Source organism: Actinospica durhamensis (genome assembly GCF_018139695.1).
In the GTDB taxonomy this organism is placed as follows: Bacteria; Actinomycetota; Actinomycetes; order Streptomycetales; family Catenulisporaceae; genus Actinospica; species Actinospica durhamensis.
The window spans coordinates 15,809-38,339 of the sequence record NZ_JAGSOG010000028.1; the positions used below are offsets into that span (position 1 = coordinate 15,809).

General features: G+C 71.0%; 19 protein-coding genes and 1 pseudogene. 14 read left to right on the forward strand and 6 right to left on the reverse strand.

Translation table 11 applies throughout. From position 1 onward, the window contains the following. Window positions 1–70: 70 nt before the first annotated feature. Window positions 71–751 (forward strand): nucleotidyltransferase domain-containing protein, encoded by a 681-nt coding sequence (locus KDL01_RS08725; protein WP_212527868.1) that lies wholly within the window; start codon window positions 71–73, stop codon window positions 749–751. Here the strand turns inward: KDL01_RS08725 and KDL01_RS08730 are convergent. The 4 genes from KDL01_RS08730 to KDL01_RS08745 are packed head-to-tail and all read right to left on the reverse strand — an operon-like array spanning window position 645 to window position 2,765. Next, entirely contained in the window at window positions 645–1,586 is a 942-nt protein-coding gene (locus tag KDL01_RS08730) for a DUF3626 domain-containing protein (protein WP_212527869.1), read from the reverse strand. The two genes, KDL01_RS08725 and KDL01_RS08730, sit on opposite strands and share 107 nt — an antisense overlap. Before the next feature lie 23 nt (window positions 1,587–1,609). Further along, the gene (crcB, locus tag KDL01_RS08735; RefSeq protein WP_307846188.1) at window positions 1,610–1,981 is read right to left on the reverse strand and encodes a fluoride efflux transporter CrcB; all 372 of its coding nucleotides are present in this window, start codon (window positions 1,979–1,981) and stop codon (window positions 1,610–1,612) included. A gap of 2 nt (window positions 1,982–1,983) precedes the next feature. Further along, on the reverse strand, window positions 1,984–2,325 hold the full coding sequence (locus KDL01_RS08740; protein ID WP_212527870.1) for a DUF190 domain-containing protein: 342 nt from the start codon (window positions 2,323–2,325) through the stop codon (window positions 1,984–1,986). Continuing rightward, window positions 2,322–2,765, reverse strand: coding sequence for a fluoride efflux transporter FluC (locus KDL01_RS08745; protein WP_212527871.1), 444 nt, complete (start codon window positions 2,763–2,765; stop codon window positions 2,322–2,324). The genes KDL01_RS08740 and KDL01_RS08745 overlap by 4 nt, the downstream gene beginning before the upstream one ends. A 26-nt stretch (window positions 2,766–2,791) precedes the next feature. Here KDL01_RS08745 and purD point away from each other — a divergent pair, with 26 nt between their 5' ends. The 12 genes and pseudogenes from purD (at window position 2,792) to purM (ending at window position 19,863) form a co-directional block, all read left to right on the forward strand. After that, a complete protein-coding gene (gene purD / locus KDL01_RS08750; RefSeq protein WP_212527872.1) occupies window positions 2,792–4,093 on the forward strand; it encodes a phosphoribosylamine--glycine ligase in 1,302 nt (433 codons plus the stop codon). Window positions 4,094–4,326: 233 nt separating this feature from the next. After that, a complete protein-coding gene (locus KDL01_RS08755) occupies window positions 4,327–5,628 on the forward strand; it encodes a hypothetical protein (protein ID WP_212527873.1) in 1,302 nt (433 codons plus the stop codon). Between the two features lie 92 nt (window positions 5,629–5,720). Then, on the forward strand, window positions 5,721–7,031 hold the full coding sequence (purB, locus tag KDL01_RS08760) for an adenylosuccinate lyase (RefSeq protein ID WP_212527874.1): 1,311 nt from the start codon (window positions 5,721–5,723) through the stop codon (window positions 7,029–7,031). Beyond that, window positions 7,028–7,936 (forward strand): phosphoribosylaminoimidazolesuccinocarboxamide synthase, encoded by a 909-nt coding sequence (locus KDL01_RS08765; protein WP_212527875.1) that lies wholly within the window; start codon window positions 7,028–7,030, stop codon window positions 7,934–7,936. The genes purB and KDL01_RS08765 overlap by 4 nt, the downstream gene beginning before the upstream one ends. Before the next feature lie 149 nt (window positions 7,937–8,085). Continuing rightward, on the forward strand, window positions 8,086–8,331 hold the full coding sequence (gene purS / locus KDL01_RS08770) for a phosphoribosylformylglycinamidine synthase subunit PurS (protein WP_212527876.1): 246 nt from the start codon (window positions 8,086–8,088) through the stop codon (window positions 8,329–8,331). Continuing rightward, complete coding sequence (gene purQ / locus KDL01_RS08775) at window positions 8,331–9,032, forward strand: phosphoribosylformylglycinamidine synthase subunit PurQ (protein ID WP_212527877.1); 702 nt, start codon at window positions 8,331–8,333, stop codon at window positions 9,030–9,032. The genes purS and purQ overlap by 1 nt, the downstream gene beginning before the upstream one ends. Further along, on the forward strand, window positions 9,032–11,302 hold the full coding sequence (gene purL / locus KDL01_RS08780; RefSeq protein ID WP_212527878.1) for a phosphoribosylformylglycinamidine synthase subunit PurL: 2,271 nt from the start codon (window positions 9,032–9,034) through the stop codon (window positions 11,300–11,302). The genes purQ and purL overlap by 1 nt, the downstream gene beginning before the upstream one ends. 37 nt (window positions 11,303–11,339) lie before the next feature. Next, window positions 11,340–11,606 (forward strand): annotated as a pseudogene (locus tag KDL01_RS08785) (sterol carrier family protein); the annotation flags it as partial. Between the two features lie 134 nt (window positions 11,607–11,740). Continuing rightward, complete coding sequence (locus KDL01_RS08790; RefSeq protein ID WP_212527880.1) at window positions 11,741–14,308, forward strand: PKD domain-containing protein; 2,568 nt, start codon at window positions 11,741–11,743, stop codon at window positions 14,306–14,308. Window positions 14,309–14,357: 49 nt separating this feature from the next. After that, on the forward strand, window positions 14,358–17,138 hold the full coding sequence (locus KDL01_RS08795) for a PKD domain-containing protein (protein ID WP_212527881.1): 2,781 nt from the start codon (window positions 14,358–14,360) through the stop codon (window positions 17,136–17,138). Window positions 17,139–17,246: 108 nt separating this feature from the next. Beyond that, window positions 17,247–18,743 carry an amidophosphoribosyltransferase gene (gene purF / locus KDL01_RS08800; protein ID WP_307846191.1) on the forward strand — a complete coding sequence of 499 codons (1,497 nt, stop codon included), beginning with the start codon at window positions 17,247–17,249 and terminating at the stop codon, window positions 18,741–18,743. A 40-nt stretch (window positions 18,744–18,783) separates the two neighbouring features. After that, complete coding sequence (gene purM / locus KDL01_RS08805) at window positions 18,784–19,863, forward strand: phosphoribosylformylglycinamidine cyclo-ligase (protein WP_212527882.1); 1,080 nt, start codon at window positions 18,784–18,786, stop codon at window positions 19,861–19,863. 215 nt (window positions 19,864–20,078) lie between these two features. Here the strand turns inward: purM and KDL01_RS08810 are convergent, their stop codons facing one another. Then, window positions 20,079–20,336: a DUF3073 domain-containing protein gene (locus KDL01_RS08810; protein ID WP_212527883.1), complete on the reverse strand. Its 258-nt coding sequence runs from the start codon at window positions 20,334–20,336 to the stop codon at window positions 20,079–20,081. Between the two features lie 285 nt (window positions 20,337–20,621). Next, window positions 20,622–21,713: a Glu/Leu/Phe/Val family dehydrogenase gene (locus tag KDL01_RS08815; RefSeq protein WP_212527884.1), complete on the reverse strand. Its 1,092-nt coding sequence runs from the start codon at window positions 21,711–21,713 to the stop codon at window positions 20,622–20,624. Window positions 21,714–22,211: 498 nt separating this feature from the next. On the opposite strand from KDL01_RS08815, the gene bldC reads away from it, so the two are divergent. Beyond that, window positions 22,212–22,415, forward strand: a complete 204-nt coding sequence (gene bldC, locus KDL01_RS08820) for a developmental transcriptional regulator BldC (protein WP_034266952.1) — start codon at window positions 22,212–22,214, stop codon at window positions 22,413–22,415. Window positions 22,416–22,531: the final 116 nt, after the last annotated feature.

The following is a 22,531-nucleotide window of genomic DNA, read 5'->3' on the forward strand; positions in this document are numbered from 1 at the left end:
CCGCGGTCGGTGGTGCTGGATCCCGATATCCGGTGGACTTTTCTCCCCCCGGCTCGAACACTGAGGTGCCATGAACGTGCTGCTCTCCGGGATCGTGGGCTCCACGGCGTACGGACTGGCCGGACCGGACTCCGACGTCGACCGCCTCGGCATGTTCGCGCTGCCCACGATCGAACTCGTGGGCCTGGACAAGCCGCGGCTGAGCATCGTCGGCAGGAACCCCGACGTCGCCTGGCACGAGGCGGGCAAGGCCGTGAGCCTGGTCCTGGCCGGGAACCCCACCACGATGGAGCTGCTCTGGCTGCCGGAGGACCTCTACGAGGTGCGCACGCCGCTGGGCGACGAGGCGATCGCCCTGCGCGCGAGGTTCCTGTGCGCGCACCGGGCGAAGGAGGCGTATCTGGGTTATGCGACGCAGCAGTTCAAGAAGCTGCTCGCGCAGGCCGGGGTGCAGCCGCGGCCCGCGCGCACCGCCAAGCACGCCCGCCACCTGATGCGCCTGGTCGAGCAGGGATACGAGCTCTACACGACCGGGACCGTGCGCATCCGCCTGGAGGACCCGCAGCGCCTCCTCGACTTCGGCGCCGCCGTGGCCGAGGATCCGCAGCGTGCGGTGCCGTTCATGGCAGAGGCCGAAGACCGCTTCAACCGTGCGCGTACGGTGCTCGCGGACGAGCCGGACTACGACGCGGCGCAGGACTGGCTGCTGCGGGTGCGCCGGGCGTTCTGGGACTGGGAACGGCGGGACTAGCGGGATCCGCTGCGGCACCGAAGCGCCCGACGTGGTGCCAGATCCGTTTCAGCGCCTGCGGATCGTACTGTCCGGTCGCGACCGCGGCGCCGATGATCGCGGGGTCGAGGACGCTGTCGACGGCGATGTGCCGGCCCAGCGCGACGATCTCGGGGCCGCGGAAGTCGGGGTGGCGCTGGAGTTCGGCGACCTCGAGGCGGAAGCCGCCGTGCCATTCGACCGGGCACGGCAGCGCCTCGGCCAGCGCCTGCACCTCGGTGCCGGCGTAGCAGGGGTCGAGGACGATCGCCTCCACGTCGCGCTCGAGCCGGACCGGGCCGTGGACGTGCGCCTCGATGTAGTCGTCCAGCGCGTCCCGGCCGGTGTCGGCGGCCGCGCGCTCGATCAGGCTCATGCGTGCGGCCGTGCCGAAGTGCTCGGGCTCGGCGGCGCTGTCGGGGTAGCAGAACGTGGCGCGGGCCGCGGCCTCGGCGGTGAGCCGGAAATGCGCGGAGCCGAAGCGCGGGCCGGCGCCGTAGGGCTTGGCGCGGAAGTTCAGGCCGCCGTACACCGGCCGGTGCGCGGGATCGGCCTCGTCGTAGACGCCGCCGAAGATCCGGCTCTCCCAGCGCCACCGGTCTCCGCCGGGGAACGCGGTCAGGCCGCCGTTGCTCGTCCCGGTCGCGAACTGCGAGCGGTAGACGCCGTCCGCGGCCAGCGCGGCGAGGATGGGGATGCCGCGGGCGGCGCGGTCCGGGTGGAAGTTGAGCGTCACGCGCACGGCCGGGTCGATGGCCGTGCCTTCTGACCTGGCCTCGACGAACGCGATCGCACGCTGGTACGGCGTCGTCGGCATCTGAGACATCTGCGTCCGCCGCCTCAGACCGCGAGCGCCAGGCCGAGGCCGGCCGCGGCGGCGAGCAGGCCGGCGGCCAGGCTCGCGGCGACGTTGCCGACCGCGGCGAGCGTCGAGCCGTCCTCGGCCAGGCGCACGGTCTCGTAGGAGAACGTGGAGAAGGTCGTGTAGCCCCCGCAGACTCCGGTGCCCAGCACGGTCAGCACCGGCGCGGGCAGGCCCTGGTGCGCGGCGAGCCCGGTGAGCAGGCCGAGGACGAAGGAGCCGGAGACGTTGATGACGAAGGTGCCCCACGGCAGCGCCGACTCGAAGCGCAGGGAGACGCCCTGGTCCAGCAGGTACCGGGCGAGTGCGCCGGCCGACGCGGCCAGGCCCACGAGCAGCGCCAGGCCCACGGTCAGCTGGCCTCTCGTCCGACGTACCGGATGACCTCGACGTCGTCGAGGATCACCAGCCCCTCCGCCACCAGTTCGTCGAGCTGCGGCAGGAAGGCGTCGATCCGCTCGGGCGCGTCGACGATGACGATCGCGATCGGCAGGTCCTCGGACAGGCTCAGCAGCCGGGTGGTGTGGATGTGGCTGCTCGCGCCGAAGCCCTCGATCCCGCGCAGTACGGTGGCGCCGGCCAGCCCGGACCGGTGCGCGCGGTGCACGATCTCGGTGTAGAGCGGGTGGTGGTGGTACTGGTCGCTCTCGCCGATGAAGATCGTCAGCCGGCGGGCGGGCCCGGTCAGTCTCATCGCAGTGTCCTCCATCGTCCGAGGCTCACCCCCAGCATCGTCGCGAGCAGGCCCGCCGCCAAGGCCCCGAACAGGTTCGCCGCCGCCAGACCGTAGCGTCCGGCCGAGACCAGCCGGTCGGTGTCCACCATCCAGGTGGAGAAGGTGGTGTAAGCGCCGCAGAAGCCGGTGCCCCACAGCGGCCTGGCGTACGCACTGGGCCGCCGGACCTCCAGGATCAGTGCGAGCAGCAGGGCCAGCACGAAGGCGCCGGAGACGTTGACCGCGAAGATCGTGGCCGGGAAGGTGTCGCGGCTGGTGGGGAAGGCCAGGCCGAGCAGGTAGCGCGCCTCGCCGCCGAGGAACCCGCCCGCGGCCACGGCCGCCAGGATCCGCGGGTCGTGCCGGCGCCTGCGCGTGCCGCCCGCGCCGAAGGGGCGCAGGTCAGCTTCGGAGGCCATGGGATCAGCGTATAGGCTCGGTGCCCGTGAAGATTCTGGTCATCGGCGGCGGCGGCCGCGAGCACGCCATCTGTGTCGCGCTCAGCAAGGACGAGTCGGTCTCCGCGCTCTACTGCGCCCCGGGCAACCCCGGTATCGCGGAGGTGGCCGAACTGCGCGAGGTGGACCCGCTCGACCCGGCCGCGGTGGCCGCGCTGGCCCGCGAGGTCACGGCCGACCTGGTCGTGGTCGGCCCGGAGGCCCCGCTGGTGGCCGGGGTGGCGGACGCCGTGCGCGAAGCCGGGATCGCCTGCTTCGGGCCGTCCGGCGCGGCGGCGGCGCTGGAGGGCTCCAAGGCGTTCTCGAAGGAGATCATGGCGGCGGCCGGGGTGCCGACGGCCGAGTCCTTCGTGTGCGCGACCGAGGCCGAGGCCGAGCGAGCCTTGGACGCGTTCGGCGCGCCGTACGTGGTCAAGGACGACGCGCTGGCCGCGGGCAAGGGCGTGGTGGTCACGCAGGACCGCGAGGCCGCGCTGGCCCACGCCCGCGCCTGCCTCGGGCGGACCGGGGGCCGGGTCGTGATCGAGGCCTACCTGGACGGACCCGAGGTCTCGCTGTTCGGGATCACCGACGGCACCACGGTGCTCCCGCTGCTGCCGGCCCAGGACTTCAAGCGGATCGGCGACGGCGATCAGGGCCCGAACACCGGCGGCATGGGCGCGTACGCGCCGCTGCCGTGGGCGCCGGCCGGCCTGGTGGCCGAGGTGCTCGAGCGGGTGCTGCAGCCGACGGTGGACGAGCTGCGCCGCCGCGGCACCCCCTTCGTCGGCCTGCTCTACGCGGGTCTGGCGCTGACCAGCCGGGGCACCCGGGTGGTGGAGTTCAACGCCCGCTTCGGCGACCCGGAGACGCAGGTGCTGCTGCCGCTGCTGCGCACGCCGCTGGCCGGGGTGCTCGCGGCGGCGGCCGAGGGCGTGCTCGACCGGCTCGAGCCGCTGCGCTGGCACGAGGGCGCGGCGGCCACGGTGGTGCTGGCCTCGGCCGGATACCCGGAGAGCTCGCGCAACGGCGACGTGATCCGCGGCGTGCGCGCGGCCGAGATGCTCTCGTCCGGTGCGGGCGGCTCGGTGCGGGTCTACCAGGCCGGGACCGCGCGCAACCCGGACGGCGAGCTGGTGACGGCGGGCGGCCGGGTGCTGACGGTCACCGGGCGCGGCCGCGACCTGGAGAGCGCGCGGAAGATGGCGTACGCGGGCGTGACCGAGATCGAGTTCGACGGGGCCCAGCACCGGGGCGACATCGCAGGTGCGGCGGTCGCGGGCACGGTGCGGGCGGCGGCGCAGGCGTAGTCCGGGCGTACGGGCGAGGGCGGCGCGCGCCGCCCCCGTGACCGGCTCCGACGGGGCCGCGCGGGCCTCTCACGTGCGGGCGGGCGGTTGTACGAGTAGTCAGTCACTCATACGAGCGCATCCGGCTCAATCCCGGGTGCCGGGCCGCCCCCACCGGCGCTACAGTCCGGAACTGGAGGGACCGAAATCCGTCCCCGCCCGCGCTGTACGCACTCGGGAGCAGGTGAACGCCGGTGGCCGCCGCCATGGACCAGCCGGTGCGACTGGCCAAGACGATCCTGCGGATCGAGGCCCTGGCCACCGCCGGTTGGACGGTGCTGGCCGCGGGCTGCGTGCTGGCCGCCGCACTGCTGCTGCCGACGAGCGCCGCGGTGCCGGTCTGCCTGGTCCTGGCCGCCGGCGCGATAACCCCGGTGTGGCGCTTCCACCGGATAGTGCCACCGGCCTCGAGCACCCTTCCGGTGGACGGCGGGGCACAGAGCGAGCTGAACCTGATCGTGCGCCAGATCTCCTCCGCGCTCGGCGTCCCGACTCCGAGCGGGGTGGAGCTCTCACCCGACTGCGACGCCTGGCTCGAGCCCCGCGTGGGCGGTCCGGTACTGGTCATCGGCACCCCGTTCCTGTGGTGGCTGCGGGTGAGCGAGCTGCGCGGACTGCTCGCCCCGGTCATCGCCGGGCTCGAGGCCGCGCACGATCCGGCCGTGGTGCGGGCGCGCCGGGTGGTACGCCGCCTCGACGTGGCCGAGCACCACGGCTGCGCGCCGTGGCCGCGCGGGATGGTGGCGCAGGTGGCCGAGCTGTGCCGGGGCCGCGCCGAGGGCATGGAGCGGCTGATCGCTGCGCAGGCCTCGCAGCGGGCCCGGATCGTCGAGCCGGCCGGCCGGGTCTACGCACACGAGCAGGTGGGACTGGTCGCGGCGGGATGGGACCGGCTGCTGACCCGGCTGGCCCGGCCCGCCTGGGAGGCCGGGTACGCCCCGGACTCGCTCAACGCGGCGCTGGTCTCGGCGCTGGTCGAGCTCGGCGAGCGGGACCGGGTCGGGGTGGGCCTGGCGGATCGGCTCAGTGAGCGCCCCGCCTGCGATCTGCTGGACGAGCCGGGGGCGATGGACCGAGCCGTGTCCGCCGTGGTGCCCCTCGTCTACGCGGAACCGGTCGAGCGGCGCCCGCTCGGGTGGGAGCGCTACACCGCGGTGGTGGCCGAACCCGCGCTGCGCCGGGCCGCGGCCGCCGCGCCGGACCATCCGCTGATCGCCAAGACCAGGGACCTGCTACAGCTGCCGACTCCGACCGGGGTGGGCGGCGGCGGGCACGAGGCCGGCGACGGGGAACTGCCGGCCGGGCTGCGGGCGGTGCTCCAGTGCGGCCTGGTCGACCTGGGCCACGCGCAGTTCGCGCTGGACTGGCTGGACGGGGTGATCCTGCGGGACCGGGCCGGGCTGACCGTGCCGGTGGACGAGTTGGTGCACGCGCTGGTCGACTCGGCCGACTTCTCCTCGCTGCGCGACTGGCTCTCCTACGCCTCTCGGCTGTGAGCTGAGGCGGGCCGGACGCGGAACCGGATTAGGATCGGTGGCGGCGGGCCAGGTCTGTCCCGCCGAGTCTCTTCAAAAAGGAGCGATCCTCCGTGATCGGACGGTACACCCTCCCGGATATGGGCCGCGTGTGGAGCGAGGCCCGCAAGTACGAGCTGTGGTGCCAGGTCGAGACCCTGGTGATGGAGGCGCACGCCGAGGCCGGTGTGGTGCCCGAGGACGCACTCGAGGCGGTGCGCAAGGCGCCCGCCCCCACCCCCGAGGCGGTGGCGGAGATCGAGGCCGTCACCCAGCACGACGTCATCGCGTTCCTGAGCGCGTGGGCGGACAACACCGAGCCGCGCGAGGCCGCGGCCTACGTGCACTTCGGCATGACCTCCTCCGACCTGCTCGACACGGCGCTGGCGCTGCAGCTGGTGGAGGCGAGCGCCCTGCTGCTGGAGAAGGCCGACCGGCTGGTGGCGGTGCTGCGCGACCACGCGCTGGCGCACCGGGCCACGCTGCGGGTGGGCCGCACCCACGGCATCCACGGCGAGCCGGACGTGTGGGGGCACCGGGTGGCCGACCTGGCCTACGGCGTGGCCCGTTCCCGCGACCGGATCCGCCGGGCCCGCGAGGCCGTCGGCGTGATGGCGATCTCCGGCGCGGTGGGCACCTACTCGAACATCGATCCGGCGGTGGAGCAGTACGTCGCCGCCAAGCTGAACCTGCGGGCCGCGGACGTGTCCACGCAGGTGGTGCTGCGCGACGGGATCTCCGAGTGGGTCAGCGCCCTGGCGATCATGTCCACGGTGCTCGAGGCCATCGCGCTGGAGGTGAGGCACGGGCAGCGTACCGAGGTCAGGGAGCTGTCCGAGGCCTTCGGCAAGGGCCAGAAGGGCTCTTCCGCGATGCCGCACAAGAAGAACCCGATCGTCTCCGAGCGCATCGCCGGGATGGCCCGGATCGTGCGCGCCCAGGTGGTGCCGGTGATGGAGGGCATCCCGCTGTGGCACGAGCGGGACATCTCGCACTCCTCCACCGAGCGGATCTCGCTGCCGGACGCCTCGATCTCGCTGGATTATCTCCTTAATCTGACTATTCGTCTGATCGAGGGACTCGTGGTGGACAAGGACCGGATGCTGGCCAACCTGGAGTCCACCGGCGGCCTGATCTACACCTCCACCGTGCTGCTCGAGCTGGTCGAGATGGGCCTGGCCCGGGACACCGAGGCCTACCCGCTCAGCCAGCGCGCGGCCATGAAGACCTGGGAGACCGGGCGGCCCTTCCGCGAGACCCTGCGCGAGGAGGCCGCGGCGGCGGGTCTGACGATCGACGAGGCCCGGCTCGACCAGGTCTGCCGGCCCGAGCGCTTCGTCGAGCGCCTGGACGGGATGTTCGAGAAGCTGGCGGACCTCCGATGAGCGATACCGAGATCCTCGCCGGAGTGCCCGGCGTGCGGCACCTGGGCTCCGGCAAGGTGCGCGAGCTGTTCGAGGTGGACGGCAATCTCCTGCTGGTCGCCTCGGACCGGATGTCCGCGTACGACTACGTGCTCGAGACGCCGATCCCGGACAAGGGCAAGATCCTCACCCAGCTGAGCCTGTGGTGGTTCGAACAGCTCGCCGACGTCGTTCCGAACCACCTGGTGACGACCGATCCGGCGATGTTCCCCGTGGAACTTCGCGATCACAAGGACGTGCTGTCCGGCCGGAGCATGCTCTGCGAGCGGCTTTCGATGATCGAGATCGAGTGCGTCGCGCGCGGCTACCTGACCGGTTCCGGCCTGGCCGAGTACCAGGAGCGGGGCACCGCCTGCGGCGTTCCGCTGCCCGCGGGGCTGGTGGACGGCTCCCGGTTGGACTATCCGATCTTCACACCCGCAGCCAAGGCCGCGGTCGGGGAGCACGACGAGAACATCGACTTCGCCGAGACCTCCGAGCGGGTCGGCGCGGACCTGGCCGCCGAGATCCGGGACCTGACCCTGGCGATCTACGACCGGGCGCACCGGATCGCGGCCGAGCGCGGCATCATCCTGGCCGACACGAAGTTCGAGTTCGGCCGCCGCGCCGACGGCACGGTCGTGCTGGCCGACGAGGTGCTCACGCCCGACTCCTCGCGGTTCTGGCCGGCCGACCAGTGGGAGCCCGGCCACGCCCAGCCCTCGTACGACAAGCAGTACGTGCGCGACTGGCTCACCTCCCCGGCCTCCGGCTGGGACCGGCACTCCGGCGAGGCCCCGCCGCCGCTGCCGGACGAGGTGATCGAGCGCACCCGGGCCCGCTACGTGGAGGCCTACGAGAGGCTCACCGGCGAGGCGTTCCGGTAGTACCTGGCGCCAACCTGGCGTCCTTCAAGGGCTCTGACCTGGTGTGATCGGCACCCGGGCGGGGGCACCGCTCCCGCCCGGGTACCCTAGAGGCACCGCCACAAAGCGATCACACGCGGACGTGTGTGGTCACGACACCGGGAGCTTTCATGGCACGCGTCGTGGTAGACGTCATGCTGAAGCCGGAAATCCTCGACCCGCAAGGTCAGGCAGTCAATCGCGCGTTGCCGCGCCTGGGCTTCGACGGGGTCGTCGACGTCCGTCAGGGCAAGCGCTTCGAGGTGGAGCTGGAGGGCCCGGCCGACGAGGCCGCGCTCGCCCGGGTCCGCGAGATGGCCGAGAGACTGCTGGCCAACACCGTGATCGAAGAGTATCGAGTCCGGGTGGAAGCCTGATGCCGGCCCGCATCGGCGTCGTCACCTTCCCCGGCACCCAGGACGACGCCGACGCCCTGCGCGCGGTGCGCGTGGCCGGCGCCGAGCCCGTCTCGCTCTGGCACCGCGACGCCGACCTGCACGGCGTGGACGCGATCGTGCTGCCCGGCGGCTTCTCCTACGGCGACTACCTGCGCTGCGGCGCCATCGCCCGGTTCTCCCCGGTGATGGAGTCGGTCATCGCGGCCGCGCACGAGGGCATGCCCGTGCTCGGCATCTGCAACGGGTTCCAGGTGCTGTGCGAGTCCCACCTGCTGCCCGGCGCGCTGATCCGCAACGACGGCATGCTGTTCGTCAATCGGGACGTGCGCCTGACGGTCGAGGCCGCCGACACCGCCTGGACCGGCGGCTACAAGGCCGGCCAGGAGATCGTCATCCCGATCAAGAACGGCGAGGGCAAGTTCACCGCGGACGAGCGGACCCTGGACGAGCTCGAGGCCACCGGCCGCGTGGTCGCGCGGTACCTGGACAACCCGAACGGCTCGGCCCGCGCCATCGCCGGCGTGGCCAACGCGGCCGGCAACGTGGTGGGCCTGATGCCGCACCCCGAGCACGCGATCGACGAGCTGACCGGCCCCTACCCGGGCCCGGCCACCGACGGCCTGCCCTTCTTCACCTCGGTCCTGCAGCGGCTGATCGACTCCGAGCTGGTGAACGCCTGATGTCCGAGCACACCTACCAGGCCGACACGGTCGAGCGCGCCGAGGCGAGCCCCGAGACCGAGCAGCCCTACGAGGCGCTCGGGGTCAAGGACGACGAGTACGCGCGCATCCGGGAGATCCTGGGGCGCCGGCCGACCTCCTCCGAGCTGGCCATGTACTCGGTGATGTGGTCGGAGCACTGCTCCTACAAGTCCTCCAAGGTGCACCTGCGCCAGTTCGGCGAGCGCGCCCCCGAGGTGGACTTCCTGCTCGTGGGCCCCGGCGAGAACGCGGGCGTGGTGGACGTCGGCGAGGACCTCGCCGTCACCTTCAAGATCGAGTCGCACAACCACCCGTCCTACGTCGAGCCCTACCAGGGCGCGGCCACCGGCGTCGGCGGCATCGTGCGCGACATCCTGACCATGGGCGCGCGCCCGATCGCGGTGCTCGACCCGCTGCGCTTCGGCCCGGCCGACGCCGCCGACACCCACCGGGTGCTGCCCGGCGTGGTGCGCGGCATCGGCGGCTACGGCAACTCCCTCGGCCTGCCCAACATCGGCGGCGAAGTCGTGTTCGACGCCTGCTACTCCGGCAACCCGCTGGTCAATGCCCTGTCCGTGGGCGTGCTCAAGAAGAGCGAGATCAAGCTGGCCAAGGCCGACGGCCCGGGCAACCACGTGGTCCTGTTCGGCGCCCGCACCGGCGGCGACGGCATCGGCGGCGCCTCGGTGCTGGCCAGCGCGACCTTCGACGCGGACAAGCCCTCCAAGCGGCCGAGCGTCCAGGTGGGCGACCCGTTCATGGAGAAGGTCCTGATCGAGTGCTGCCTGGAGATCTACGCCGAGGACCTGGTCACCGGCATCCAGGACCTCGGCGCGGCCGGCCTGTCCTGCGCCACCACTGAGCTGGCCGCGGCCGGCACCGGCGGCATGGACGTCAAGCTCGACCTCGCCCCCCTGCGCGACGCGACGCTCGTGCCGGAGGAGATCTTGATGAGCGAGTCGCAGGAACGGATGATGGCGGTCGTCACGCCCGAGAACCTGCCCCGCTTCTTCGAGATCTGCGAGAAGTGGGATGTGATCTCCACCGTCATCGGCACCGTCACCGACACCGGCCGGCTCCGGATGACCTGGCACGGCGAGACGATCGTGGACGTGGACCCGCGCACCCTCGCGCATCAGGGCCCTGTCTACGAGCGGCCGTACCACCGCCCGGACTGGCAGGACGCGCTGCAGGCCGACGCCCCGGACGCGGCCCGCCTGGCCCGGCCGGCCGGCGGCGAGCAGCTGCGCGCCACCGTGCTGCGCATGGTCGCCAGCCCCAACCTGGCCGACAAGACCTGGGTGCTCGAGCAGTACGACCACCGGGTGCGCGGCAACACGGTGCTGGCCCACGGCGAGGACTCCGGCATGATCCGGCTGTCCGAGGAGTCGGGCCTCGGCATCGCGCTGTCCACCGACGGCAACGGCCGCTACACCAAGCTCGACCCGTACACCGGCGCCCAGCTGGCCCTGGCCGAGGCCTACCGCAACGTGGCCGCCACCGGCGCCACGCCGCTCGCGGTGACCGACTGCCTCAACTTCGGCTCCCCGGAGGACCCCGAGGTGATGTGGCAGTTCGCCGAGGCCTGTCGCGGCCTGACGGACGCCTGCCAGATCCTCGGCACCCCGGTGACCGGCGGCAACGTCTCCTTCTACAACCAGACCGGCTCCGAGGCGATCCACCCGACCCCGGTGGTGGGCGTGCTCGGCGTGATCGACGACGTGGCCCGGCGCACCCGCTCCGCCTTCGAGACCGAGGGCGAGGTGCTGCTGCTCGTCGGCGAGACGCTCGACGAGTTCGGCGGCTCCGAGTGGGCGCACGTGGTGCACGAGCACCTCGGCGGCCTGCCGCCGAAGCTGGACCTCGAGCGCGAGCGCCAGCTCGGCGAGATCCTGGTGGCCGGCTCGCGCGACGGCATGCTCTCGGCCGCGCACGACCTGTCCGACGGCGGCCTGATCCAGGCGCTGGCCGAGTCCTGCATGCGCGGCGGCAAGGGTGCGCGCGTGGTACTGCCGGGCGAGCTCGACCCCTTCGTCGAGCTGTTCTCCGAGTCGGCCGGGCGCGCCGTGGTCGCGGTCCCGCGCAGCGAGGAGAAGCGGTTCACCGACATGTGCGTCTTCCGCAACGTGCCGGTGGCGCGCATCGGCGTGGTGGACGGCGACACCCTCGAGGTGCAGGGCCAGTTCGAGATCCCGCTCGCCGAACTGCGCGAGGCGTGGACCGGGACCTTCCCGAAGCTGTTCGGCTGAGCCGACGCGGGAGACGGATCCGATGGACAAGGAGTTCGCCGCCGCGGTCCGGGAATCAGTGCGCGCATTCGCCGCCAAGATCCCGGGCCGCAGCGTCGAGCTGCGCGTCCCGCCGTACGTCGCGGTGCAGTGCGTGCCGGGACCCCGGCACACCCGCGGCACCCCGCCCAACATCGTCGAGACCGACGCCGCCACCTGGCTCGCCCTCGCCGACGGCAGCCTCGGCTGGGCCGAGGCGGTGGCCGACGGCCGGATCTCGGCCTCGGGCCCGCGCAGCGATCTGAGCGGGTATCTGCCGCTGTAAGTGCCCGAGTGTAACGACTGCTCTACGCCGAACCCCGATACCTTCAACGGTGTCGGGGTTCGGCGTATGCTCCGTAGTTGAGTTTCATGAGGGAAATTCACTGAAGAACAACTGAAATCAGAGGTGGGGGGGACATGCGTCCTCGCGTCGTCGCCGCATCCACGGCGACGCTCATCGCGGCAGCCTCTTTATCGCCTTTCACGGCGCAGGCTGCCGGCCAGAACACGCTCTACGTCAACGGATCCAGCTCCGCGTGCACGGACTCGGGGACCGGTACGAGCGCGGCGCCCTACTGCACGATCCAGGCCGCGGCCGACGCGGCGAACCCGGGTGATGCGGTAAGCGTCGCGGCGGGCACATACGCCGCCGCCACCATCACCCGCTCGGGCACCGCCGACGCCCCGATCGTCTTCACCGGCAACGGGATCTGGAGCACGACGGGGATGACCGGAGAGGCGTGGGGCCTGCTCTCGATCAGCGGTGCGAGCCACATACGCATCCAGAACTTCGGGTTCCTCCCAGGGACCACCGCTCCCGCCTCCGTCGTGAGCGGTGCGTCCGACATCACCTTCCGCAATGACGGCTTCCGTAGCTCCACGGCCGGGCAGCCTTCGCTCCACATCACAGCGTCCTCGGGTGTCACGGTGCTCGACTCCAGTGCCGACGGGATCGATGTCGACGGCGGCTCGACCGATACGGTTCTGAGCACGAACCTGCTGTACGGGTACTACACCAGCGCGGTCTCGGTGGACGGCGCCACGGACACCGCGATCACCAGCAACACGGTGGACTCCTGCGGTCCGGAGCTCTCGGTCGCCGACTCCGCCGCAGGCACGAGCATCGAGAACAATGTCCTGGTCAGCCCGATCTCAGCCGGCTCGCTGTTCTGCTCGTCCTCGGACCCGAACATCGACATCCTCGTCGACTCCACGTCTGCGGCCGGCACGACCGAGGACTACAACGACGTCGTGAACGGCTCGGGCTCGGCGTACGAGTGGGCAGGTACGGACTACACCACGGCCGCCCCGCTCAACGCCGCCACCGGGCAGGCTCAGCACGACGACAACGCCGGACTCTCGACCGCCCCGCGCGAGGGCTCGCAGGTGATCAACTCGGCGGACTCCGCCGCGATCGGCGAGCAGTCCACGGACATCTACGGACATCCGCGCGTCCTCGACCCGCTGGTGGCCCCGACCGGTGCCGGGCCGTACGACGACTACGACCGCGGCGCGGTCCAGTTCCAGGACCCGGTGACCAAGGTGACGTCCTCGATCACCGCCTCCGCGTCCAAGACTCCGGTCGGCGCGGGCATCATCTTGAGCGGCGCGGCGACCGACACCTGGTCGGACGGCTTCGACTACCAGTTCAAGCTGAGCAACGGGACGACGGTCGACGCCGGAGTGGGCGGGAAGGCCGTGGTGTCCTTCACCACGCCGGGAACCTACTCCGCGAATCTGTACCTGGTCCCCACCAACGGCGCGACCGCGCCGACGGTGTCCTTCGGCTCGGTCTCCTTCACGGTGGCGCCGCTGGCGCGGCTGACTCCGGAGGTCTCGACCTATGCCGACGGCAAGTACGCCGTAGACGTCTCGGACTACGGCACCGTCGACGACTGGAACGTCACCGGCGTCACCTTCAACTTCGGCGACGGCTCCGCGGTCCAGAGCACCACGGACAACATGACGGTCACGCACACCTACGCGAAGGCCGGCACCTACACGATCACCGAGACGGTGACCGACCAGAGCGGGGCCAAGGCGAGCGCCTGGCGCAGCTTCAGCACCAACGCGATTCCGGCCGGCACGCTGGTCCAGTCGAGCGCCTTGATCCCGGGCTTGGAAGTCCCGGCCAACTCCACCGGCATCGCGCAGGCCGCCAGCGCGGCCCTGCCGAACGACTCCGGCGAGCTCCTCGCGGTCACCACCGGCGGTTCGGTCGAATTCTCCCTCGGTGCCCCGAGCAACTCGCCCTACGGCGTCGCGTCCTGGGCGAACTGGAAGACGCTCAGCCAGCCGACCGGGGTGAAGGCCAAGTGGATCGGTATCGCGGGCATGCCCAACGGATCGACCCAGGCCATTGAGATCACCACCACCGGCAAGCTGCTGCACACGATCCGCAACGCCAACGGCACCTGGCAGTCCTGGACCAGCCCGGCCGGCTCGACCGGCTTCGTCCGGGCCGCGATCGCCGCGATGCCGGACGGATCCGCGCAGCTCGTCGCCGTCACCACCTCCGGCGTGCTCATGCACGACATCCGCAACGCCAACGGCAGCTGGCAGGGCTGGCACGCGCTGTCCCAGCCTGGCGTCAAGATCGTCGACGCGAGCATCGCGGGTGTGCTCGACGGCTCCTCGCAGATCGCCGAGGTGACCTCCACCGGCGTGCTCAGGCACACCATCCGCAGCTGGAACGGAACCTGGCAGGCCTGGGCCACCCCGAAGGGCTCGCCCAGCGTCTCCCAGGTCTCCATCGGCGCCGGCCCCGTGTTCGCGGGCAGCTACTGGTACGAGGCCACCATCAGCGTCGTCACGAAGAACGGCGGGGAGCTGTCCGACACGCGCGAGTACGACGGGTCCTGGGACGGCTGGACAGGTGACGCCGGCAACGGTCTCGGAAACGCCGGCACCGCGGTCGACAACACCTATGCGACCCTTCCGCTCCCGAGCGGCAGTTACCTCACCTACACCGTGACGGGTGGCTGAGATGACCGCCGAACCCGGGCAGAACAAGAGAAACCTCAGGAGTGGGGACATGCGTTCCCGAGTCCTCGCCGTCTCCACGGCCACCGTCCTCGCCGCGGCTTCGCTGGCGCCGCTCGAGGCGCAGGCCGACGGCCAGAACACGATCTACGTCAGCAACAGCGCCGCCTCCGGCTGCACGGACTCGGGCAGCGGCACGGCCGACGCGCCCTACTGCACGCTCCAGGCCGCGGCCGACGTGGCGAACCCCGGTGACATCGTGAGGGTGGGGCCCGGCACCTACGCGGCGCCCACCCTCACCCGCTCCGGCACGGCGTCCGCGCCGATCCAGTTCGTCGCGGTGCAGGGCTCGGCCCAGACCGGGACCAACGTCCACGTTCAGGGCCTCACCCTGGACGGCGCCTCGGACATCGAGTTCGACGACCTCGCCCTCGGCAACGCCGTCGGCACGGTGACGGTGTCCGGCGGCTCCAACGTCACGTTCGCGCACGACATCATCCAGGGGCCCCCGGTCACCGGTTCGTCCGGGCTGCACGTGACCGGCGCGGCATCGGACGTGACGGTGCAGGACTCGCGGCTCGACAGCGTCCTGATCGACGCGGGCAGCACCGGCACGATGCTGACGACGAACATCATCGCCTCCGACTACGCCAGTCCGGTCTCCCTCGTCGGCGCCCAGAGCACCGACGTGACGAGCAACCAGATCAGCGGCTGCGGATCGGCGATCTCGGTCACCGGCGCGTCCGGCGGTACGAACATCGAGAACAACAACGTCAGCCTCGACGCCTCGCAGTCGTCCTGCCCGTCCTCGGCCGGCGGTTACGGCATGGTCGTGGACTCCGGTTCCGCCGCCGGTACCGTCAGCGACTACAACGACGTCTACTCCTCCGCCGGATACGAGTGGGGCGGGAACGTCTACGGCACCGCCTCGAGCCTCGACGCCGCAACCGGCCAGGGACGGCACGACTTCAACACCGTGCAGAGCACCACGGTCGCCGACGGTTCGCCGATGATCGACTCGGCCGACTCCGACGCGCCCGGCGAGCAGTCGACCGACTACTACGGCAACCCGCGCGTGTCCGACCCGACGGTCGCGCACACCGGCGCCGGGTCGTACGACTACTACGACCGCGGTGCCGTCGAGTTCCAGGACCCGCACACCACGCTGACGGGCAGCACGTTCACCGCGTCGGCCGGCCAGGCTCCGATCGGAGCCACGGTCGCGCTGCACACGAACTACGCCGACACCTGGTCGGACAGCCCGACGTACGAATACAGCTTCTACGGCCCGAACGGCTCGTCCACGGTGACCACCACGGCCACCGACATGAGCCTCGCGCTGCCGACCGCGGGCACCTACACGGTCGACCTCGCCGTGAACTACAACGGATACGGCTACGTCTCGGTCAGCTCCCTGACCGTCTACGCCGTCGCCGCGGCGCCGCTCACGCCCTCGCTCGCCGTCAAGGCGGATCAGTCCACGATGGTCGACGCGGACCCGTCGGGCATCACGGACGCGTGGAGTATCGCGAGTGTCTCGCTCGACTTCGGCGACGGCACCCCGGCCGTGTCCGATGACGACGGCGAGGTGGTCAGCCACATCTACGCCGCGTCGGGTACGTACACGATCACGGAGACGGTGACCGACTCGGGCGGGAACACCGCGAAGACGACCACCAAGTTCACCACGGTGGGATCCGACTACACGGCGTACGGCCCGACCCGGATCCTGGACACCCGGCACGGCATCGGCGCGGCGCAGGCCAAGGTCTCCACCGGCGGACACGTCGTGCTGAAGATCGCGGGCAACGGCTCCATCCCGGCCGGGGTGACCGCCGTGGCCCTGAACCTGACCGTGACCGACGCCACCGGCGCCAACGGCTACGTCAGCGCCGAGCCGGACGGCACGGCGGCCACCAAGAGCTCGAACATCAACTACCTCAAGGGCCAGACCGTCACGAACTACGCGATCGTCCCGGTCGCGGCCGACGGCAAGATCGACGTGTACGACGTCAGTACGGCCGCCGGCAGCGTGGACCTGATCGCGGACGTCTCCGGCTACTTCCGCCAGTCCGCGGGCAGCCGCTACACCGCCGTCACCCCCGGCCGCATCCTGGACACCCGGCACGGCACCGGCGCGCCGAGCGCGAAGGTCGCGCCGAACCACGGCCTGTCCGTGGCCGTCTCCGGCAAGGACGCGATCCCGGCCGGCGTCAAGGCCGTGGCCCTGCACGTGACCGTCACCGACGCGTCGGCCAACGGCTGGATCGCCGCGGAGCCCGACGGCGCCGGGACGCCCTCGACCTCGATCCTCAACTTCCTCAAGGGCCAGACGGTGTCGAACACCGTCATCGTCCCGGTCGCGAAGGACGGCAAGGTCGAGCTCTACAACGGCGGCGGCAGCGGCTCGGTGGACCTGATCGCCGACGTGGCCGGCTACTTCGCCCCGGGGCCGGTCGGCGAGTACTCCGAGGCGTACGTGCCGATCACGCCGTACCGGGCCTTGGACACGCGCAAGGCCGGGGGCATGCTCCAAGCCGACCACACCAACTCGTACTTCCTGAGCGCGTACGAGACCCAGAACATCCCGATGGACGCGACGCTCGTCACCAACCTCACGCTCACCGAAGAGACCGCCAACGGCTACATCACGGCGTACCAGTCGTACACCAGCCAGCCGAGTGTCTCGAGCCTGAACTACCTCAAGGACCAGACCGTCTCCGGCCTGGACATCCTGGCCACCAACGGCACGCAACAGCAGGTGAGCGTCTACAACCAGTCGGCCGGAAAGGCCGATCTGATCTCCGACGTGTTCGGCTACTTCTCCTACTGAGTCCCGCCGAGCCGCCAGGTCCGGGCTCTCCACCAGCGAAGATCCGTGCGTTCCCATACCGGAACGCGCGGATCTTCGCATAACCGGCCATGACGTAGACTGGGGGGCGTGAAGCGCCCAGATGGACGACTGACCCACGACATACTCCCCGACGAAGACAAGCACCCCAACGACGCCTGCGGGGTGTTCGGAGTCTGGGCGCCGGGGGAGGAAGTCGCCAAACTCGCCTACTTCGGCCTCTACGCGTTGCAGCACCGAGGCCAGGAGTCGGCCGGCATCGCCGCCTCGAACGGCAGCCAGATACTCGTCTACAAGGACATGGGCCTGGTCTCCCAGGTCTTCGACGAGCAGACGCTGGCCTCGCTGCGCGGCCACCTCGCCGTCGGGCACACGCGCTACTCCACCACCGGGTCCTCCGTCTGGGAGAACGCGCAGCCGACCTTCCGGGCCACCCCGCACGGCGCCATAGCGCTCGGGCACAACGGGAACCTGACCAACACCGCCGAGCTCGGCGAGCTGGTCGGCGCGGCCCGGGCGAACGGCGAGGTGATCGGCAAGGACCGCGGCGCCACCTCGGACAGCGACCTGATGACCGACCTGCTGGCCAGCCGCTCCGAGCTCAGCCTCGAAGACGCGGCGATGCAGGTGCTGCCGCAGCTGCGCGGCGCCTTCTCCCTCGTGTTCATGGACGAGACCACGCTCTACGCCACCCGCGACCCGCAGGGCATCCGCCCGCTCGTCCTCGGCCGGCTGGAGCGCGGCTGGGCGGTGGCGAGCGAGACCGCGGCCCTGGACATCGTCGGGGCCACCTTCATCCGCGAGATCGAGCCGGGCGAACTGATCGTCATCGACGAGGACGGCCTGCGCTCGCACCACTGGGCCAAGCCCGAGCCCAAGGGCTGCGTCTTCGAGTACGTCTACCTGGCCCGCCCGGACACCACGATCGCCGGCCGCTCGGTCAACGCCTCCCGGCTCGCGATGGGCCGCCGCCTGGCGGTCGAGCACCCGGTCGAGGCCGACCTGGTCATCCCGACCCCGGAGTCCGGCACGCCCGCCGCGATCGGCTACGCCGAGCAGTCCGGCATCGCGTTCGGGCACGGCCTGGTCAAGAACGCCTACGTGGGCCGCACCTTCATCCAGCCGAGCCAGACCATCCGCCAGCTCGGCATCCGGCTCAAGCTCAACCCGCTGCGCGAGGTGATCGAGGGCAAGCGCCTGGTCGTGGTGGACGACACGATCGTGCGCGGCAACACCCAGCGCGCCGTGATCAAGATGCTGCGCGAGGCCGGAGCCGCGGAGATCCACCTGCGCATCTCCGCCCCGCCGGTGAAGTGGCCCTGCTTCTACGGGATCGACTTCGCCACCCGGGCCGAGCTGATCGCCAACGGGCTCTCGGTGGACGAGATCGCGCACTCGATGGGCGCGGACTCGCTCGGCTACATCTCCCTCGAAGGGATGATCGAGGCCACCACCATCCCCGCCGAGCGGCTGTGCCGCGCCTGCTTCGACGGCTTCTACCCGGTGGAACTGCCCGACCCGGAGCGGCTCGGCAAGCACCTGCTCGAGGTGCCGGCCTCCGCCGCCTCCCCGCTCGCCCGCCCCTGACGGACCCCGCGTCCGTCCTCGGCCCCGAAAGGCTTCAGCCGTGAACGACAACCCGCGTGCCGGCGCGACCTACGCCGCCGCCGGCGTGGACATCGAGGCCGGCGACCGCGCCGTCGAACTGATGAAGGAATGGGTGGCCAAGACCGCCCGCCCCGAGGTTCTCGGGGGCCTCGGCGGCTTCGCCGGGCTGTTCGACGCCTCCGCGCTCACCCGCTACCGCCGCCCGCTGCTGGCCACCTCCACCGACGGGGTGGGCACCAAGGTGGCGCTGGCGCAGAAGCTGGACGTGCACCACACCATCGGCTTCGACCTCGTCGGCATGGTGGTGGACGACCTGGTCGTGTGCGGGGCCGAGCCGTTGTTCATGACGGACTACATCTGCGTCGGCAAGGTGGTGCCGGAGCGGGTCGCCGCGATCGTGCGCGGCATCGCCGAGGCGTGCGTACAGGCCGGCTGCGCCCTGATCGGCGGGGAGACGGCCGAACACCCCGGACTGCTGGGTCCGGACGACTACGACGTCGCCGGCGCCGCCACGGGCGTGGTGGAGGCGGACGCGCTGCTGGGCCCGGACCGGGTGCGCGAGGGCGACGCGATCCTGGCGATCGGCTCCTCGGGCCTGCACTCCAACGGCTACTCGCTGGTGCGCCACGTGCTGCTCAACCAGGCCGGCTGGGCGCTGGACCGGCAGGTGCCGGAGTTCGGCCGCTCGCTCGGCGAGGAGCTGCTCGAGCCGACCAAGATCTACGCGAAGGCCTGCCTCGAGCTCGCCCGCCGGGTCGAGATCCACACCTACGCGCACGTCACCGGCGGCGGCCTGGCCGCGAACCTGGCCCGGGTGATCCCGACCGGCCTGCACGCCCGGCTGGAGCGGGCCTCCTGGACCCCGGCCGCGGTGTTCCAGACGGTCGGCGAGGTCGGCGGGATCGAGCGGCTCGAGCTGGAGAAGACGCTGAACATGGGCGTCGGTATGGTCGCCGTGCTGCCGGCCGCCCAGGCCGACGCCGCGCTGCGCGAACTCGAGGCGCTGGGTCAGCGGGCCTGGGTGCTCGGCGAGATCACGGCCGGTCCGGACACGCGGGCCGAGGGCACGGCGGAGCTCGTCGGCGACTACGCGGCGTAACCAAAGGCAGGATCACGGCAACGGCTGAAACGGGCGCTCGCAATCGGGCGCCCGTACTCCGTTCGGGTGACGAAGACCGGCTGGACCGAAAGCCCGAAAAGGGTGTGCCGGACGGGGTCAACCGTCCCGCACACCCTTACCCAGGTCCACCGATCTACGGGTGAAGCGAGCTGTCATTCGATCTGAGGATCACCTCGTCGGCGCAGGCCGCGAGCTCAACGATGCGGATACGAGTCGTCCTCGTCATCCTCATCGTCGTCATCTTCCTCATCCTCGGCGTCTTCCGCATAATCCGCGTAGGCCGCATAGCGGTCATCGAGCTCATGCTCGCGGGAGCCGTTGCTCCTCGACGGCGGATCATTCGGTTCATTTACGCCCAGCTCCGACCGCAAACGGTCCAGATCACCAGCCGGCTGGTACTTCAGCTGGCGAGCGACCTTGGTCTGCTTGGCCTTGGCCCGGCCGCGCCCCATGGCTCGACCCCCTCAACGACGGGGCGTTTCGCACGGCCCCGGGTCTCGACAACGATCAACGACACAGTCACTGGCGTGACCGATGCCTCACGTGGGGATCGCTGGACCGGTCACACAGCTAAAGGTACCTGGTTCCGCGTCGAATCGGTACGGCGGGGGCCGAAACTTCTCCTACACGGGGACTCGATACCTCGGTCGAGAATACATGGCTTCCGTGCTGATGGTCGATTCCACACTGTGTGGCGGCGGCGTGATTCGTCCGGGCCCGTACAGCGGGACCCGCCGCTAGCCCGGAAGCAGGATGCCGCGCAGCCGGCTCACGTCGCGCATCCGCTCCTCGGCGAGGCGGTCGGCGGTGGCGGCCGGGGGCACCCCGTCGGCCTTGGAGCGGCGCAGGATCTCCAGGGTGGTGTCGAAGATCCGCTCCGCCTTGGCCTTGGCCCGGTCGAAGCTGAAGCCGCCGCCGCGCAGGTGGGCGGCCTCGTCGCCGACCTGGATCACCCCGCCGGCGTTGACCAGGTAGTCCGGCGCGTAGAGCACGCCGCGGTCGGCCAGCGCCTTGTCGATGCCCGGATGGGCCAACTGGTTGTTGGCCGCCCCGCACACCACCGCCGCGCTCAGCCGCGCCACGGTCTCGTCGTTCAGGGCTCCGCCGAGGGCGCACGGGGCGTAGACGTCGAGCTCGGAGTCAAGCAGTTCGTCCGTACTGTCCGCTATCCGTACACCCGGGTGGTTCGCCCTGACCCAGTCCAGCGCCGCCGCGTTCACGTCGGTGACCACGATCTCGGCCTGATCGCCGGTCAGATGTTCGATCAGGTGCCGCCCGACCTTGCCCACGCCCGCGATGCCCACCCGGCGCCCGCCCAGCTTGGCCTCGCCCCAGCGGTCGAGGGCGCAGGCGCGCATGGCCTGGTAGACGCCGAAGGCGGTCAGGATGGAGGAGTCCCCGGCGCCGCCGTCCTGCGGGGAGCGCCCGGTCACGAAGGAGCACTCGCGCGCGATGACGTCCATGTCGGCGACGTAGGTGCCGACGTCGCACGCGGTGAAGTAGCGCCCGCCCAGCGACTGCACGAACCGGCCGTAGGCCCGCAGCAGCGCCTCGGTCTTGCCGGTGGCCGGGTCGCCGATGATCACGGCCTTGCCGCCGCCGAGGTCGAGTCCGGCCAGAGCGTTCTTGTAGGCCATGCCGCGGGCCAGGTTGAGCACGTCGGCCAGGGCCGCGTCCTCGTCGGCGTACGGGTAGAACCGGGTTCCGCCGAGTGCGGGGCCGAGCGCGGTGGAGTGGATCGCGATGATCGCACGCAGTCCGGTGGGCTCGTCATGGCAGTACACGACCTGTTCGGGGCCGCCGGACCGGAAGGGGGAGGGGGTGCTCATAGGAAGGGGTCTCCTCGTTGAGACGTCGGCTGGTGCGCCTGGTGCGGACGGGATCAGGGGTCTCCCGAACCGTCCAGGCACCAGGGTAGATCCTCGGGTGCGCGCAGGCGGCCCACGAGGGTCTTCCGTTCTCTGGCATGATCCAATATCGTTCGGTTTTAAGTCGGTACAGTGGACACGTCTGCTATGGCCGCAGCGCCCGCAGTGGCGCCGTTACGGCGGGTGCATGACGAAAAGTCACCATGTCGCCACTGTCCGCAAATGGGCGCCTCGCCGCTTCTGCCTGCTTCCAGCGATTTGCCTCTTCTATGTATCGATTTCATAGACTTCGCGGCCAAGCGGGCCCGGATGGTGTAGTTCTAGTTCTTGAACGACAAGCCGTTCGTCCGATTACCGGCACGCCTGACCTTGCACCAGAGGGCATGACGGACCATCGGGGAGGATCCTGCCGAATCGGCCCTGGCGGGCCGTTCATCATGGAGATGGAGGAAGCCGCTCATGACCGCGCGCACGCCCGACGCTGAGCCGCTGCTTACCCCGGCCGAGGTGGCCACGATGTTCCGCGTCGACCCCAAGACGGTCACCCGGTGGGCCAAGGCGGGCAAGCTCACGTCGATCCGCACGCTGGGCGGACATCGGCGCTATCGCGAGGCCGAGGTGCGGGCCCTGCTGGCCGGTATCCCGGCTCAGCGCGAAGGCTGAGACCCGAACCACACACCCTTTCCGGGAGGCGTCGCGGGGCGCCGACCGGTTCGCGCCAAGAACGGCAGTCCGTCCCCTACCCAGACGGACTGCCGTATCCGGCTTCTCCGACGGCC

What these genes read in the sequence shown, in the direction of transcription:
- KDL01_RS08765 (WP_212527875.1), top strand. Translation starts at nt 7,028, where the DNA reads ATGAGCGATACCGAGATCCTCGCCGGAGTGCCCGGCGTGCGGCACCTG.
- KDL01_RS08810 (WP_212527883.1), bottom strand. Translation starts at nt 20,336, where the DNA reads ATGGGGCGCGGCCGGGCCAAGGCCAAGCAGACCAAGGTCGCTCGCCAG.
- KDL01_RS08730 (WP_212527869.1), bottom strand. Translation starts at nt 1,586, where the DNA reads ATGCCGACGACGCCGTACCAGCGTGCGATCGCGTTCGTCGAGGCCAGG.
- KDL01_RS08725 (WP_212527868.1), top strand. Translation starts at nt 71, where the DNA reads ATGAACGTGCTGCTCTCCGGGATCGTGGGCTCCACGGCGTACGGACTG.
- KDL01_RS08790 (WP_212527880.1), top strand. Translation starts at nt 11,741, where the DNA reads ATGCGTCCTCGCGTCGTCGCCGCATCCACGGCGACGCTCATCGCGGCA.
- bldC (WP_034266952.1), top strand. Translation starts at nt 22,212, where the DNA reads ATGACCGCGCGCACGCCCGACGCTGAGCCGCTGCTTACCCCGGCCGAG.
- purL (WP_212527878.1), top strand. Translation starts at nt 9,032, where the DNA reads ATGTCCGAGCACACCTACCAGGCCGACACGGTCGAGCGCGCCGAGGCG.
- KDL01_RS08740 (WP_212527870.1), bottom strand. Translation starts at nt 2,325, where the DNA reads ATGAGACTGACCGGGCCCGCCCGCCGGCTGACGATCTTCATCGGCGAG.
- KDL01_RS08815 (WP_212527884.1), bottom strand. Translation starts at nt 21,713, where the DNA reads ATGAGCACCCCCTCCCCCTTCCGGTCCGGCGGCCCCGAACAGGTCGTG.
- KDL01_RS08745 (WP_212527871.1), bottom strand. Translation starts at nt 2,765, where the DNA reads ATGGCCTCCGAAGCTGACCTGCGCCCCTTCGGCGCGGGCGGCACGCGC.
- KDL01_RS08795 (WP_212527881.1), top strand. Translation starts at nt 14,358, where the DNA reads ATGCGTTCCCGAGTCCTCGCCGTCTCCACGGCCACCGTCCTCGCCGCG.
- purS (WP_212527876.1), top strand. Translation starts at nt 8,086, where the DNA reads ATGGCACGCGTCGTGGTAGACGTCATGCTGAAGCCGGAAATCCTCGAC.
- purQ (WP_212527877.1), top strand. Translation starts at nt 8,331, where the DNA reads ATGCCGGCCCGCATCGGCGTCGTCACCTTCCCCGGCACCCAGGACGAC.